The organism is Paraglaciecola sp. (assembly GCF_039964565.1).
Classification (GTDB): domain Bacteria; phylum Pseudomonadota; class Gammaproteobacteria; order Enterobacterales; family Alteromonadaceae; genus Paraglaciecola.
Map to the genome: position 1 here is coordinate 1 of NZ_JBDVXF010000006.1, position 14671 is coordinate 14671.

The 14671-nt window shown below is 40.4% G+C and carries 13 protein-coding genes and 5 tRNA genes; 7 read left to right on the plus strand and 11 right to left on the minus strand.

Annotated features, from left to right (window positions below):
* Window positions 1-292: 292 nt before the first annotated feature.
* The 4 genes from ABJK37_RS02970 to ABJK37_RS02985 all read right to left on the minus strand — a co-directional run bounded on the left by ABJK37_RS02970 (window position 293) and on the right by ABJK37_RS02985 (window position 758).
* A tRNA-Gln gene (locus tag ABJK37_RS02970) sits at window positions 293-367 on the minus strand.
* A 111-nt stretch (window positions 368-478) separates the two neighbouring features.
* Window positions 479-553 (minus strand) — tRNA-Gln (locus ABJK37_RS02975).
* Between the two features lie 16 nt (window positions 554-569).
* Window positions 570-654, minus strand: a tRNA-Leu gene (locus tag ABJK37_RS02980).
* A 27-nt stretch (window positions 655-681) separates the two neighbouring features.
* Window positions 682-758 (minus strand) — tRNA-Met (locus ABJK37_RS02985).
* A gap of 881 nt (window positions 759-1639) precedes the next feature.
* Here ABJK37_RS02985 and ABJK37_RS02990 point away from each other — a divergent pair.
* From ABJK37_RS02990 to ABJK37_RS03000, 3 genes are all read left to right on the plus strand, one after another.
* Window positions 1640-1990 carry a DUF805 domain-containing protein gene (locus tag ABJK37_RS02990; protein WP_348349969.1) on the plus strand — a complete coding sequence of 117 codons (351 nt, stop codon included), beginning with the start codon at window positions 1640-1642 and terminating at the stop codon, window positions 1988-1990.
* A 166-nt stretch (window positions 1991-2156) separates the two neighbouring features.
* Complete coding sequence (locus ABJK37_RS02995) at window positions 2157-2831, plus strand: hypothetical protein (RefSeq protein WP_348349971.1); 675 nt, start codon at window positions 2157-2159, stop codon at window positions 2829-2831.
* A 229-nt stretch (window positions 2832-3060) separates the two neighbouring features.
* Window positions 3061-4092: an alpha/beta hydrolase gene (locus ABJK37_RS03000; RefSeq protein WP_348349973.1), complete on the plus strand. Its 1032-nt coding sequence runs from the start codon at window positions 3061-3063 to the stop codon at window positions 4090-4092.
* Window positions 4093-4166: 74 nt separating this feature from the next.
* On the opposite strand, the gene ychF is transcribed toward ABJK37_RS03000, so the two are convergent.
* From ychF to lolB, 7 genes are all read right to left on the minus strand, one after another.
* Entirely contained in the window at window positions 4167-5258 is a 1092-nt protein-coding gene (gene ychF, locus ABJK37_RS03005; protein WP_348349975.1) for a redox-regulated ATPase YchF, read from the minus strand.
* Between the two features lie 70 nt (window positions 5259-5328).
* Complete coding sequence (gene pth, locus ABJK37_RS03010; protein ID WP_348349977.1) at window positions 5329-5928, minus strand: aminoacyl-tRNA hydrolase; 600 nt, start codon at window positions 5926-5928, stop codon at window positions 5329-5331.
* Between the two features lie 5 nt (window positions 5929-5933).
* The gene (locus tag ABJK37_RS03015) at window positions 5934-6581 is read right to left on the minus strand and encodes a 50S ribosomal protein L25/general stress protein Ctc (RefSeq protein WP_348349979.1); all 648 of its coding nucleotides are present in this window, start codon (window positions 6579-6581) and stop codon (window positions 5934-5936) included.
* Between the two features lie 227 nt (window positions 6582-6808).
* A complete protein-coding gene (locus ABJK37_RS03020) occupies window positions 6809-7756 on the minus strand; it encodes a ribose-phosphate pyrophosphokinase (RefSeq protein ID WP_215933362.1) in 948 nt (315 codons plus the stop codon).
* Window positions 7757-8023: 267 nt separating this feature from the next.
* Window positions 8024-8098 (minus strand) — tRNA-Gln (locus tag ABJK37_RS03025).
* 9 nt (window positions 8099-8107) lie between these two features.
* Entirely contained in the window at window positions 8108-8974 is an 867-nt protein-coding gene (gene ispE / locus ABJK37_RS03030) for a 4-(cytidine 5'-diphospho)-2-C-methyl-D-erythritol kinase (RefSeq protein ID WP_348349982.1), read from the minus strand.
* Window positions 8967-9494 carry a lipoprotein insertase outer membrane protein LolB gene (gene lolB, locus ABJK37_RS03035; RefSeq protein ID WP_348349984.1) on the minus strand — a complete coding sequence of 176 codons (528 nt, stop codon included), beginning with the start codon at window positions 9492-9494 and terminating at the stop codon, window positions 8967-8969. The genes ispE and lolB overlap by 8 nt, the downstream gene beginning before the upstream one ends.
* Before the next feature lie 233 nt (window positions 9495-9727).
* On the opposite strand from lolB, the gene hemA reads away from it, so the two are divergent.
* The 4 genes from hemA to ABJK37_RS03055 all read left to right on the plus strand — a co-directional run bounded on the left by hemA (window position 9728) and on the right by ABJK37_RS03055 (window position 14667).
* Window positions 9728-10990 (plus strand): glutamyl-tRNA reductase, encoded by a 1263-nt coding sequence (gene hemA, locus ABJK37_RS03040; protein WP_348350463.1) that lies wholly within the window; start codon window positions 9728-9730, stop codon window positions 10988-10990.
* A gap of 29 nt (window positions 10991-11019) precedes the next feature.
* Window positions 11020-12105, plus strand: coding sequence for a peptide chain release factor 1 (prfA, locus tag ABJK37_RS03045; RefSeq protein ID WP_348349986.1), 1086 nt, complete (start codon window positions 11020-11022; stop codon window positions 12103-12105).
* 18 nt (window positions 12106-12123) lie between these two features.
* Window positions 12124-12978: a peptide chain release factor N(5)-glutamine methyltransferase gene (prmC, locus tag ABJK37_RS03050; RefSeq protein WP_348349988.1), complete on the plus strand. Its 855-nt coding sequence runs from the start codon at window positions 12124-12126 to the stop codon at window positions 12976-12978.
* Between the two features lie 141 nt (window positions 12979-13119).
* A complete protein-coding gene (locus tag ABJK37_RS03055) occupies window positions 13120-14667 on the plus strand; it encodes a DUF3369 domain-containing protein (RefSeq protein ID WP_348349990.1) in 1548 nt (515 codons plus the stop codon).
* Window positions 14668-14671: the final 4 nt, after the last annotated feature.

Genomic DNA, 14671 nt, shown 5'->3' on the forward strand with positions numbered 1-14671 from the left:
GTCTTAATTACACAGCTAAAACAAAAAACGCCAAGCAAATGCTTAGCGTTTTTCTTATAAATGGCTGGGGTAGCTGGACTCGAACCAACGACATAGTAACGGATCAAAACCTGTTGTTTTAATTGCACAGCTAAAACAAAAAAACGCCAAGCAAATGCTTAGCGTTTTTCTTATATATGGCTGGGGTAGCTGGACTCGAACCAACGACATAGTAACGGATCAAAACCTGTTGTTTTAATTGCACAGCTAAAACAAAAAACGCCAAGCAAATGCTTAGCGTTTTTCTTATATATGGCTGGGGTAGCTGGACTCGAACCAACGAATGACGGGATCAAAACCCGTTGCCTTACCACTTGGCTATACCCCAAGAGAGTAACAGAATGACTTGCCGTCATCTATTCTCAGGAAACAGTCATGGATGTCCCTGAATTTACAATATCAATTTAAAGAATTCTAATACAGCCAAATTTCTTAAAATTGGCTGGGGTAGCTGGACTCGAACCAACGAATGACGGGATCAAAACCCGTTGCCTTACCACTTGGCTATACCCCAACAAAAACTACAATAATGGTGCGGAAGGAGAGACTCGAACTCTCACGCCGTGAAGCACTGGAACCTAAATCCAGCGTGTCTACCAATTCCACCACTCCCGCATACTTTTATCCTGCATGAGATAAAAGTGGTGGCTACAGCGGGATTCGAACCTGCGACCCCATCATTATGAGTGATGTGCTCTAACCAACTGAGCTATGTAGCCACTAAATCACTCCGTCTCCGAAGTGGCGCGTATTATGCTGATCTAGGTTTTTGTCGTCAACCGTTTTATGACAATAAAGTGTCTGTTTGGTTAGATACTAAGCAAGTGGCAGCAATTTTTTGTCTGATTAAGCAAAAAACACTGAGACTCACCCAAATTGAGCGTACTAATTGCAAATACGCAGTCATGTATCTCATACAATTATGACTATTTAATAACGTGATAAAAAGCAATACTATTTATATAGCATATAAAAAATGTAGCCCGGCCGTTAATATGAATACTACACAAAAGTAAGTAAATCACATGATAAAAAACTGGAAAGTCATAGCAAGGTTATCCGTAATAGTTAGCGTCTTAGTATGTTTGGGCGTTTCAACACTTGTTACTGTATTAGAATGGCTCGAAAATCCAAGTTCTATCTTCCATTCGGCTTCTGGTACTAACTGGGGATTTGTGATGGACACCTTTTTTAGTTGGTTTTGGCCTTCATTATTATTAGTCTTTCCCATTTTCTTCTTGTTATCAATTATTTGGTTCTCTTTCAAAAAGAAAAAGCATACTAAACATTAACTGTTTTGGGGCTATTTAATTATTATTACTAAGTTACAAACTCGGTGTTAATTGCTGATTATTTTTAGTGAAACCAAACTGGAAATTTAAACGAAACAGGGTATCGTAGTGAAGTTTGTCTTATTCACTTATCGCTTCTTTATCGCTTCTTTATCGCTGCTTGGCAAAAAAGAGCTTGCCCTAAAAAGTGATATTTTTATCAATGTATAAGACAAAATAAAAAATTTTGAGAAGGGGACTGTATTTTTCAGTTTCAGCAAACGTAAAATTTTTACTATTTCTAAACACAACAACAAGGAGGATCCAATATGGATTATTTTATTGGAGCGTTACAAAAATATGCAGAGTTCACAGGTCGAGCAAGAAGAAAAGAATATTGGATGTTTTTTCTGATTTACACGATTTTAATTATTCTTGTTTCTGTTCTTGATGCGATTTTGGGGCTTGGTTTCCTTTCGCTGATTTTTTCACTCGCTATGTTAGTCCCTAGTATCAGTATTGCTGCTAGACGTCTTCACGACACAGGACGTACTGGTTGGTGGCAATTGATTTCTTTCATCCCACTTATCGGCATTATTATTCTAATCGTATTTTTGGTGCAAGATAGCCACGACGACAATGAGTATGGTCCTAACCCTAAATCTGGTGAAGCGACTTAGTTCCTAGTTGTCAATTGAATCACGCTAGGTTTCCCTGCCTAGCGTACATTATAACTAATGACACACTTTGAATTATTCTAATTCAAACCTTTACAAATATTTACGATATTGAGGCCGCGCTTTCAGATAAACTAGCGGCCTATTCATTACTTTCAAGGAAGTTTTTATGTTACCAATCAATTGTCGTATGTCGTTAGTGGCACTATGTTTTCCTCTTTTTCTCGTCACTGCATGTGGTGAGTCAGATAAAATAGCGGATGAAATTCTTGAAGAAATTGAAACGGATTCCTACGCTGATATTGCGGTTGTGAATACCTTAGATAGGGCCGTTTCAATTCATGTCAAAAGTGAGCTTTTTAATCGAGATGTATTCAACAGTGACTTTAAAGAACTAGAAGTTCTAGCTGAAGATGTTAGCGACAACCACCGCTATGAGTGGGTATCCGATAACGATAAAACAGACTTTGCAATTCAAGATGCTAATAATGGCGAAAATAGAGCAAGTACAGAAGTCACCTTAGATGATAAAGAGGATTACTGGGTTATTGCATGGCAAGACGGGCAATCTCGAGCTGTAGATATTTTTGAAAAGGAACAAGCACCAGAAGCCGACAAATACAAAGTAAGAGTATTTGCTGATGGCGCATACACTATCGCCATCGCTGGTGCAGATATTGCCTCTTCTACTCAAGGAGAGGTCAGTGGAGGGTATAGTATCGCCAATTGTGATGAGTTGAGCATTGCCGACACTGAGATTGACCTTTGTGCCATTGGCACAGCTGGTAAATCTTACCTAGTAACTTACATTGAAAGTGGTACGTATTTTATTTCGCAAGAGTAGATATTTGTTTTTGAGCATGACTCATCAATCGATTTAATCGACTGATGAGTTGAATTTTTGGTCGCACCATTAAAATTCAGATTTACGCATTACACAAAGGCCTATCAGCTGAGCATTTTAGATTCTGGCAGCATAAGTTCCCAAAAATACACATCTGTAGTGAACTATTCATTTTGAACGACATCTTTGTAATCTGTAACAGTTTATATTTTTTAAAAAGGCCTAGGCTATGTTTGGATTTCGAAAAGTAACAACACTTTTGAGCTTGTTGTTTTTAATTAACAATGTAGCTGCGCAAGTGCCACAACAACCACAAAAAAACACGACTGCTTCCTATGATGCTGTGCTTAGTCAATATGACTATAGTCAAGAAGTTAAGTTCTTTGAGTTGCAATCCCAAGGTAAAACACTGCAACTCGCCTATAGTATTTTGCCGGGACAAGCAAACAAACCCGTAGTGACGCTGCTTCATGGTAAAAACTTTATTGCCGATTATTGGGCCACCACAGCAAATTTTTTACAAAAGTTGGGTTACGGTGTGTTAATGGTGGATCAAGTTGGTTTTGGCAAGTCTTCTAAACCAACAGATTATCAATACTCTTTTGCTGTGTTAGCCAGTCATACAAAAAGTCTGTTGGATAGTCTGAAAGTCAAAGAAACTATCGTTCTTGGACATTCTATGGGAGGGATGTTAGCGAGCCGTTTTGCTTTAATGTACCCAAATTTCACTAAGCAATTAATATTGCTTAATCCTATAGGCTTAGAAAATTACTTGGAATATGTTGAATACAAAGACAGCGACTTTTTCTATAAGAATGAACTTAATAAAACCGCTCAAGGTGTGAAAGATTATCAACGAAAGTTTTATTATGATGGTCAATGGAATGAACAATATGCGGCCTTAACAGACTTTATGATTGGGCAATTAAATGGACCTGATAAAGCGTTAATTGCATGGGTCAATGCTAAAACGTATGACATGATATTTACGCAACCAGTAGTCACCGAATTTGAACTCTTATCGATGCCGGTGAGCTTGATTCTCGGAACTAGGGATAGAACCGGTCCTGGCAGAAATTGGCAAAAACAAGGAAATCACTACGAACTTGGGAGATATGACCAATTAGGTAAGAAAGTTTTGAATATGATCCCAAATGGAAGGTTATACGAAATGCAGGGTTTAGGTCACTTACCACATATTGAGGATTTTACGAGGTTTAGTAAAATATTAACCCAGGCTCTCAATCAAACTAGCCTTTAAGGGCGGCTTTCGAGAATTCTCCAACACTGATGTGGTGTTGGAGAACCTAACAGGTTTTTACGTTAAACTGATGTCTAAACGTTAAACCTAAAGTGAATGACATCACCATCTTTAACAATATATTCTTTGCCTTCTAAACGCCATTTACCGGCATCTTTGGCACCTTGTTCACCGTTGAATTCGATGAAGTGCTCATAACTGATAATTTCTGCGCGAATAAATCCTTTTTCGAAGTCAGTGTGAATCACTCCCGCGGTTTGCGGCGCAGTGGAGCCTTCTCGGTAAGTCCAAGCGCGTACTTCTTGAACACCAGCGGTAAAATAGGTGTTAAGTGCAAGCAACTCGTAACCACAACGGATAACTCGGTTCAGACCAGGCTCATCCAAGCCCATATCCGCCATAAATTCAGCTCTTTCTTCGTCGTCCAGTTCACCAATCTCGGCTTCGATTTCAGCACACACCGCTACAACTACCGCGCCTTCAGCTGCCGCTATTTCTCGCACTTTGTCGAGGTATGGATTGTTTTCGAAACCATCGTCATTAACGTTGGCAATATACATGGTAGGTTTAAGCGTTAAAAAGTTCATGTAACTGATGAGCTTAAGTTCATCTTTATCTAACTCTAATGAACGTAACAGCGCTCCCTCATCCAAATGAGGTTTAATTTTTTCTAATACTTTAAGTTCGGCTTTTGCGTCGGCATCGCCACCTTTAGCGCGTTTAGCGACTCTGTGTAATGCCTTTTCCGTCGTTTCTAAATCTGACAATGCCAACTCGGTATTGATAATTTCAATATCATCTTGAGGGCTTACTTTACCCGCAACATGGACAATATTCTCATTGTCGAAACAACGAACTACGTGGCCAATGGCGTCAGTTTCACGAATGTTAGCTAAAAACTTATTGCCTAAACCTTCACCTTTAGAAGCGCCGGCAACTAGACCTGCAATATCCACAAATTCCATAGTGGTAGGAATCGTACGTTTGGGATTAACTATCTCCGCTAGTTTGTCTAGGCGTAGATCAGGTACCGGAACCACACCGGTATTCGGCTCGATAGTACAAAATGGGAAGTTAGCCGCTTCAATTCCGGCTTTGGTTAAGGCGTTGAAAAGTGTTGATTTGCCGACGTTTGGTAAACCTACGATGCCACATTTAAAACCCATTCTGTTTTCCTCTTAATTTCGTATAAATAAACTGACGGTGTACGCCATAGTTAATCTGTTTATTGAATTTCTATTCTGCCTTGAACGAATGCAATCTATTCATGGCTTTTTTGAGATCGTCTTTGATTAATATTTCTAGGCAACGAGTTGCTTCGTCAATCGCATCTTCTATTTGCTGTTGTTCTATTTGTGGCGCTTTGCCCAATACATGACCGGTCACACGGTTCTTATTGCCTGGATGGCCAATACCTATTCGCAACCGCAAAAAATCTCTTTGATTGGCCAAGCTACTAACAATATCTCGAATACCATTCTGACTAGAGCTTCCACCTGTCTTAAATTTTGCGGTGCCCGGAGGCAGGTCTAACTCGTCAAATGCTACTAATAAACCTGTCAGTGGAATACGATAAAAATTCGCCATTGCCGCAACAGCTTGGCCGCTTTTGTTCATATAGGTAGTAGGGATGAGAAGTCTTATATCTTGACCACCAATCGAGATGCGACCAGTGTAACCAAAAAATTTGCTTTCAAATTTTAAGGTGCAGTTGTACATTTTTGCGAGTGATTCTACAAACCACGAACCAGCATTGTGACGTGTATGCTGATATTCAGGGCCTGGATTACCCAGGCCCACAATTAGGCTAATGTGCGCTAATTGTTTATCAGTCAAGCTACTTATTCCGCAGGTGCTTCTTCTGCATCTGCATCGTCATCGCTTTCATCTTCAGCTTTAGGGCCTTTCGCAAGTTTAACTGTAACAACAGCTAAATCATGGTCGTCTTCGCCTTTGTTTAGCTCAACTAAAGTTACACCTTTAGGTAAGACTAAGTCACTCAAGTGAATCGTTTGATCTAGTGCAACGTTTAACAAGTCAACTTCGATGTACTCAGGTAAATCGCCTGGTAAACAACTTACTTCAACATCAACCATGTGATGTTCAGCGTGGCCACCATTTAATTTAATTGAATCCGCTTTTTCTTCATTAATGAAGTGTAAAGGAACGTTAGTGTGAAGTGCTACTTTTGCGTCAATACGTAAAAAGTCAACGTGCATAACGATAGGTTTAAAGGCATGACGTTGCATATCCTTAACCAATACTTCTGTTTTCTTTTTACCAATATTCAAGGTTAGAACATGAGAGTAAAAAGCTTCAAAGCCTTGGGCTTGAAAAAGTTTGTTATGATCAAGGGTTAAAGAAACGGCTTCTTTACCCGCTCCGTATAAGACTGCAGGTACTTTACCGGCGTGACGTAGGCGGCGGCTCGCACCTTTCCCTAAATCAGTACGGACTTCTGCGTCTAGTGTGAAAATTCCATCAGACATGTGGTAACTCCAAAATAATATAGTATGTTTGTGTAAATTTTTGCGACCAAAATTTACGTAAGTGCTGTAAGTTTTCTAACAATTGCCATAAAAACTACAACGTCCCCAAAAAAGGGCGGCGAATATTAACACCAGTCTGTGTCGGAAACAATGTCTTCGCGCTCTAAATTAGCAATAAAAAAGCGGCTAAAGGAAGCCGCTTTTTTTGTACTTAGTCACTACCGACTTTAGTATTCAAACATTGCAGAGATAGATTCTTCGTTACTTACTCTTCGAATCGCTTCAGCTAGCATGTTAGATAGGGTCAATTGTTTAACTTTAGGTAGGGCTTTTATTTCTTCGCAAAGAGGTATGCTGTCGGTGATAATAATTTCATCAATTACTGAGTCACGTAAGTTTTGTGCAGCATTACCCGAAAAAATAGCGTGGGTAGCATAGGCATAAACATTTTTGGCGCCATGTGCTTTTAACGCTTCTGCAGCTTTGGCTAAGGTTCCACCTGTATCAATCATGTCATCAACTATGATGCAGTCTCTGTCTTGCACATCACCAATAATGTGCATAACCTGGGCTACATTTGCCTTTGGGCGGCGTTTATCAATAATCGCCAAATCTGTGTCGTTCATTAATTTTGCCAAGGCACGTGCACGTACAACACCACCGATATCTGGAGATACTACAACCGGATTATGGAAATCACGTTGACGCATATCATCTAGCAAAATGGGGGTTCCAAACGCGTTATCCACTGGAACATCGAAGAAGCCTTGAATTTGTTCCGCGTGTAAGTCGATTGTTAAAACACGATCCACACCCACATTTGATAAAAAGTCAGCTACGACTTTAGCCGTGATAGGCACCCTAGCAGAGCGAACTCGTCTATCTTGCCGTGCATAACCAAAGTAAGGAATGACCGCGGTAATTCGACCCGCTGACGCACGTCGAAATGCATCGATCATTACAATCAATTCCATCAAATTGTCGTTTGTAGGAGCGCAAGTTGATTGAACAATAAATACGTCTGAACCACGTACATTTTCGTGAATTTCGACACTGATTTCTCCATCACTAAAACGCCCAACACTTGCATGTCCTAGCTTGGTATAAAGCCTATCTGCTACTTTCTGGGCCAATTCAGGTACTGCATTTCCAGAGAAAATCTTCATATCCGGCACGGTAATATCCTCAGTGCTTATTAATTGGTTGCTGTTTTAAAGTTGAGTCTGCGATTAAAACCGTACAGCAAAACTTGTCATCATAGTAACCAAATTTTTAAATTGGCTGGGGTAGCTGGAATCGAACCAACGACATAGTCGAGGATCAAACCCTTTTATCACCAACGGCAAATTATTATCAAAAATGGCTGTGATAGCAGGACTTGAACCAACGATATAGTCACAGATCAAAACCTTATATCACCAACGCCAAATTATTATCAAAAATGGCTGGGGTAGCTGGACTCGAACCAACGAATGACGGGATCAAAACCCGTTGCCTTACCACTTGGCTATACCCCAATTAAACTTCTATATATGTGCTTGGATTTGGCTATGTAAAAGGGATGTATTTACCCCATTTGCTACAAAACTTGTCGTGCCTTTTGGCAACATGGATTGAATATTTAATGCTTCCTGATGATGATCAAATATTGCAAACACACATGCTCCGGTGCCGGTCATCCTCGACGGCGCGTATTCTAACAACCAGTGTAATGCTTTTGCAACATTCGGATAGCGATCACAAACTAATTGTTGGCAATCATTGTGGGTGTTTGCAAAACTAAAATCGCTAAAGTTAATCTTCGGGGTATTTCTGGGGAGGTTTGGCATAGAAAAAACCTCTGCTGTGGATACATGGCTATCAGGAAATACCACTAGGTAAGATTTTTTTGGTAGGCTGACTGGTTGTAATTTTTCGCCAACCCCTTCGGCAAAGGCGGTGTTTCCATGAATAAAAATAGGCAGGTCTGCACCTAAACTTAATCCAAGCTTTGATAATTCAGTTTCCGTCAGCTGGCAACCCCACAAACGGTTTAGGACTAACAATGTGGTGGCTGCATTTGAAGAGCCGCCTCCAATTCCTCCTCCCATTGGCAGCCTTTTTTTAAGGTGTATTGTGCAACCTAGATGAGTAGATAGAGCCGCAGGAATATGTTGTTTTAATAAATGCGCGGCTTTTACGATCAGATTATCTTCATCTGCAACCCCTGCAATAGGGTCCGCTAGCGTAACTTTACCTGACGAATTCACATCAAAAGCGAGTTCATCACCATAATCAAGAATTTGAAACAAACTTTGTAATTGGTGATAGCCGTTTTCGTAACGGCCGTTAATGTGTAAAAAAAGATTGAGTTTGGCAGGACTTGGCCACCATATCTGGGAGCGGTTATTCATGTAAATTCCATGTGTTGACACGAATTATCAATTGACTATTGTTGATTTTGTTATGTAAAACCACTTTATGGGGTAACCAAGTTTGCCCTACTTTTTTGTAGTTATCGTAATTGATTAACCAGTTTTCACAATTGTCGCAGTTCGGTTGTAATTGGTTAACCCAGCCTTGTTCGCTAATTTGCACTAAGTCTGCACGCTGATGTTGTCCTTTTATCCAAAAACGTAAATTTTCTACTGGTATTTGCCATCCAGTCACTCGCCAAATTAATCGACTAGCATCGGTATCTTGATAAGTTTCATCATCTGCAACCAAAGAGACAAGGTTTTCATCACCTTTCATATTGACAAGGGATGTGCCAATGATCGACGTCATATTTAGTTGGAATTGTCGTGGTGATTGTAGCCACCTAAAGTTTGCACTTTGTTTTTTGTCCGGGCTTTTAAAGCCTAATTTACCTCTAATAGACCAGTGGTCTAGTCCTTGCAAAGACGCCTGATGCGATGAAGAATTCAAATTCACTGAAGGTGCTGGAGGATTAGCACAACCGAATAGAATAAAAATTAAGGTAAGGGCAAAAAATGTTTGTTTTATGTTCAGTTGTCTGACTACCACAGTATGGATCACACTCATCAAAAGGAAAAATCGATTGAGTCAATAGGAACATACAACGCACATCGCTTTCAATAGTTTTACCTTTTGCGTACAATGCCGCCAATAAATTAGCCCTTTGTTGTAGTTTGTCTAATCACTCCATGATCCTAATTGCTTTTGGTATTAATCACAAAACCGCCCCGGTTGAATTGCGTGAAAAAATTGCGTTTTCGCCTGATGCTATAGTGCAAGCGCTGGCATCTCTGCGGCAAATCACTGGTGCAACCGAGTCTGTGATTTTATCAACATGTAATAGAACCGAGGTTTATGCGCAGCTTGATTCACAACAGACAACGAATATTGTGAATTGGTTGGCTAACTTTCATGGTGTGCAATTAAATGATTTAGAAGAAAACAGTTATCTGTATACCGAACAGCAGGCGGCAAATCATATTATGAGAGTGGCCTGTGGGTTAGATTCCATGATGTTAGGTGAGCCACAAATTTTAGGGCAAGTGAAACAAGCGTTTACTGATGCTAGAAATTCTGGGGTGATTAAAGGCTATTTTGAAAGATTGTTTCAACACACTTTTGCTGTAGCAAAAAGAGTACGTAATGAAACAGATATTGGAGCTAACGCTGTTTCGGTTGCCTATGCGTCGGTTCAACTAGCGAAGCATATTTTTTCATCTTTAGAAAAAAGTCGAGTGTTGTTGATTGGGGCGGGTGAAACCATAGAACTTGTTGCTAAACACCTCTACGAACAGAATGTTAAGTCTCTCACCGTAGCAAACCGTACTTTGGCGAGGGCCCAAAAAATAGCAGAGCCGCTAAACGCCTCTGTATTAACTTTGGCGCAGATTCCGCAACATTTAAAAGATGCTGATATTGTTATCAGTTCGACCGCGAGCCAACTTCCTATTTTAGGTAAAGGTTTAGTGCAAAGTGCCTTGAAAGAGCGTAAACATAAACCAATGTTTTTTGTGGATTTGGCTGTACCTCGTGATGTCGAGGCCGAAGTAGGGGAGTTAGACGACGCCTATTTATATACCGTGGATGATTTACAGCAAATAGTAGAAAAAAACTTAGCCAATCGACAGGATGCGGCTGCACTTGCTGATGATATGGTAGAACAACAAGTACAACAGTTTATGCGTTGGCAACAAAGTCAAACTTCTATTGATGTCTTAAAAGGGTTTCGCGATCAAAGTGCTATGCAGCGGGATAGCCTAGTGAGTAAAGCGTTAAACCAATTAGCAGACGGTAAAGACGCCGAACAAGTCGTTATTGAACTTGCCAATAAATTAACCAATAGTCTCATTCATGCCCCAACCAAGGCATTAAAAAATGCGGCTAGTGAACAAGATTCACAGCAGCTAGCATTACTAATTGATGCATTAGACTTAAAAAAATCAGATAATTAGCGGCAAGTTAGTCCGCGTACAGGAAAATAATGAAAGAATCGGTTCAACGTAAACTAGAAACCTTGATTGAACGCTTCGAAGAGGTTCAAGCCTTATTAGGCGAAGTAGAAGTGATTGCTGACCAAGACAGGTACAGAGGGTTAACCAAAGAATATTCACAACTAGAAGATGTAGTGAAGTGTTTTAGGGATTATCAACAAGCCCAACAAGACTTTGAGTCAGCTCAGGAGATGATGCAAGAAGACGACGCCGAAATGCGTGAAATGGCTCAAGAGGAATATAAAACCTCCAAACAGAGCATCGAGCAATTTACTCAAGAACTACAAGTTTTGTTATTGCCCAAAGATCCCAATGACGAAAGTAACTGTTTTGTGGAGATCCGCGCGGGAGCAGGGGGAGACGAAGCCGCAATCTTTGCAGGCGATTTGTTTCGAATGTACAGTCGTTATGCTGAAAAACAAGGCTGGAAAGTTGAGCTTGTGACCGCCAACGAAGGTGAGCATGGCGGCTATAAAGTGGTGATTGCCAATATAATCGGTGACGGTTCTTACGGTATTATGAAGTTTGAGTCTGGTGGACATCGTGTTCAACGAGTACCAGATACTGAATCACAAGGGCGTATTCATACCTCTGCGTGTACTGTGGTAGTGATGCCAGAAATACCTGAATCTGAAGCCATTGAAATTAATAAAGCAGATTTAAAGATTGATACCTTTCGAGCATCTGGCGCTGGTGGACAGCATGTAAATAAAACCGACTCTGCTATTCGTATTACCCATAACCCATCAGGCATAGTGGTTGAGTGTCAAGATGAACGTTCGCAACACAAAAATCGCGCCAAGGCGATGGCTATTTTACAATCTCGTTTGACTCAGTTAGAAGAAGACAAACGCCTAGAAGATGAAACTTCTACCCGCCGTAATCTAGTGGCAAGTGGAGACCGTTCAGAACGTATTCGTACTTATAACTTTCCACAAGGTCGAGTCACTGACCACCGTATTAATCTGACCTTGTATTGTCTAGATGATGTGATAGCAGGTGACTTAAATGCGGTGTTAGAGCCTATTAGACAAGAGCACCAAGCCGATCTGTTGTCTTCTCTTTCTGACGACTAGATTGTTTTGGGGGATTCATTGCTTACCATAGCGCAAGCATTAGATTGGGCTAAAACTCAACTCAGGGATAGAGGTGTGAGTGATGATGGTTTACATGAATCAGCTGCGATTGATAGCAAAGTATTGTTAGCAGCCAGTTTAAATAAAGAATTGGTGTTTCTGCATACCTGGCCTGAAAAGTTGCTAGATAAATTGCAGATGAAAACCTTTGAAGAATTTATCGAGCAAAGAACTGCCGGTCATCCAGTGGCACATATTATCGGTTACAGGGACTTTTGGACCTTACGTTTAAAGGTCACTCCGGCTACGTTGATCCCTCGTCCTGAAACTGAACTCTTAGTGGAAATAGCACTGACTTTGGATTTACCCGAGAGTGTAAAAGTGTTGGATTTAGGAACTGGTACCGGGGCTATTGCGTTGGCTCTGGCAAGTGAAAAGCACAATTGGGTGATTACTGGTGTAGACAAACAGTCCGATGCGGTAACGCTTGCCAAACACAACGCAGTCTTGAATAAACTTGAAAGAGTAGAGTTTAAGCAAAGTGATTGGTTTAGTGCGGTCACTCAACAACAATTTGATTTAATTGTTAGCAACCCTCCATATATTGAAGAAAACAATGCCTATTTGCAGCTTGGTGATGTGCGTTTTGAGCCAAGTAGTGCCTTAACAGCCGGGCTAGACGGCCTCGAAGATATTCGTCATATAGTTGCTCAGAGCAGGCAATATCTGACGCATAACGGCTGGTTAGTTATTGAACATGGATATCAGCAAAGCGCATCCGTGGAAGCCATTTTTAAAGAGAACACGTTTAAAAAAATCTACAGTGAAAGTGATCTCAACGGCTTGCCTCGTGCCACCTTCGGGTGTATTTAAATGTCGTCAGTATTTTGAAATGGATTTTTCTTTCCTTTTGAGTTGTTGTTTCAAGCATTTAGTTATAACTTAACGTAAAATTTTTGCAGGGTAGTATTAGCTACAACGTACTATCAAGTCATTGTTTTAAGGGAAAGTGTTATGTCTGACGAAATTTTGTTCGCCGAAGATACTGAAGAAGAAGTTGAGTGGCATGGCAAATGGAAAGTCCTAATAGTTGATGACGAACCTGAAGTACACGCGGTAACCAAACTCGCTCTCGGGGATTTTGTTTTTCAAGACAAAGATCTTGAATTCATCAGCGCGTTTGACGGCGAAGAAGCTAAAAAGGTGTTTTTAGAACACGATGACATAGCTGTGGTGCTTTTAGACGTGGTGATGGAAACAGATGATGCGGGTTTAAAAGTAGCTGATTTTATTAGAAACGACGCTGACAATCATTTTACTCGCATTATTTTGCGTACCGGGCAACCAGGTCAAGCACCGGAGCGCGATGTGATCATTAATTATGATATTAACGATTACAAATCTAAAACAGAATTGACCGCGCAAAAACTTTTCACTGTTGTGATTTCCGCACTTCGCTCCTACCGCGATATTATTGTTATTGAAGAAAATAGGCAGGGATTGGAAAAAATTATCTCTGCGTCTGCGGACCTATTCAGTATTCATTCTCTAGAAAGTTTCATCGAAGGTATAGTCCAACAATTAGCGTCTTTATTGGGGGGAACAAGAGATACCGCTTATTTAACCTCTGCAGTCGTAGGGCCTAAACCGATCGAGCAATACAACAGCTCAGAATTATACGTTTTTACAGGTAGAGGGGAATACGAAAATAAAGAGGGAAATCGTTTGGAGGAGGTGATAAGTGGACGAGAGTTAATTTCATGTCAACAAGCTTATGCCAATAAATCCATGGTTTATGAAGATGAGTACCTCGTTGTATATTGCGACAGTAAAATTAAAAAAGGCTCGCTGCTTTACATGTCAGGCTTGCCAAGAAAATTAACCGCAACTGATAAACATTTAATCGAAATATTTTCCCAGAATGTTCAAATTGCGTTCGATAACGTGTTGTTAAATAAAGATATTGAAGATACACAAAAGGAAGTTATTGAGCGTTTAGCGGATTCTTTGGAAGAAAATTTTGGCAGTGAGAACCACACTAAGCGAATGATAAAAATTTGTGAAGTGTTGGGCAAAGCTGCCAACCTATCGAAACAAGATTTAAAAACGCTGTGTCTAGCTGTGCCATTACATGACATCGGTAAAATTAGAATTTCTGACAGGATCATGTTGAAGCCTGGAAACCTCGATAACGAGGAAATGATCAAAGTGCGAAACCATGCTGAGATAGGTTACAACCTATTGAGAGATTCTAACCGGCCGCTCATCAAAGCCGCCGCACTTATTGCTAGAGATCACCACGAATATTGGAATGGTAAAGGTTACCCTAGGGGGAAATCAGGGGAAGGCATACATATATTTTGTAGAATAGCGAGTATTGCAGATGCCTTTGATGCGATGCGCACCAAGCGTAGTTATAAAGAAGCGTGGCCGCTAGAAAAAGTTATGGAGGTCATTGTTGCAGAGAAAGGTCAGCAGTTTGATCCAAAAATGGTTGAACTTTTGCAAGAAAACATCGATGAAATTGAAGGTATTATGCAAAGTTTGTGCGGCGATAGCTGATTGG

What these genes read in the sequence shown, in the direction of transcription:
- ychF (WP_348349975.1), bottom strand. Translation starts at nt 5,258, where the DNA reads ATGGGTTTTAAATGTGGCATCGTAGGTTTACCAAACGTCGGCAAATCA.
- ABJK37_RS03000 (WP_348349973.1), top strand. Translation starts at nt 3,061, where the DNA reads ATGTTTGGATTTCGAAAAGTAACAACACTTTTGAGCTTGTTGTTTTTA.
- ABJK37_RS03055 (WP_348349990.1), top strand. Translation starts at nt 13,120, where the DNA reads ATGTCTGACGAAATTTTGTTCGCCGAAGATACTGAAGAAGAAGTTGAG.
- ispE (WP_348349982.1), bottom strand. Translation starts at nt 8,974, where the DNA reads ATGAATAACCGCTCCCAGATATGGTGGCCAAGTCCTGCCAAACTCAAT.
- ABJK37_RS02995 (WP_348349971.1), top strand. Translation starts at nt 2,157, where the DNA reads ATGTTACCAATCAATTGTCGTATGTCGTTAGTGGCACTATGTTTTCCT.
- ABJK37_RS03015 (WP_348349979.1), bottom strand. Translation starts at nt 6,581, where the DNA reads ATGTCTGATGGAATTTTCACACTAGACGCAGAAGTCCGTACTGATTTA.
- hemA (WP_348350463.1), top strand. Translation starts at nt 9,728, where the DNA reads ATGATCCTAATTGCTTTTGGTATTAATCACAAAACCGCCCCGGTTGAA.
- ABJK37_RS02990 (WP_348349969.1), top strand. Translation starts at nt 1,640, where the DNA reads ATGGATTATTTTATTGGAGCGTTACAAAAATATGCAGAGTTCACAGGT.
- prfA (WP_348349986.1), top strand. Translation starts at nt 11,020, where the DNA reads ATGAAAGAATCGGTTCAACGTAAACTAGAAACCTTGATTGAACGCTTC.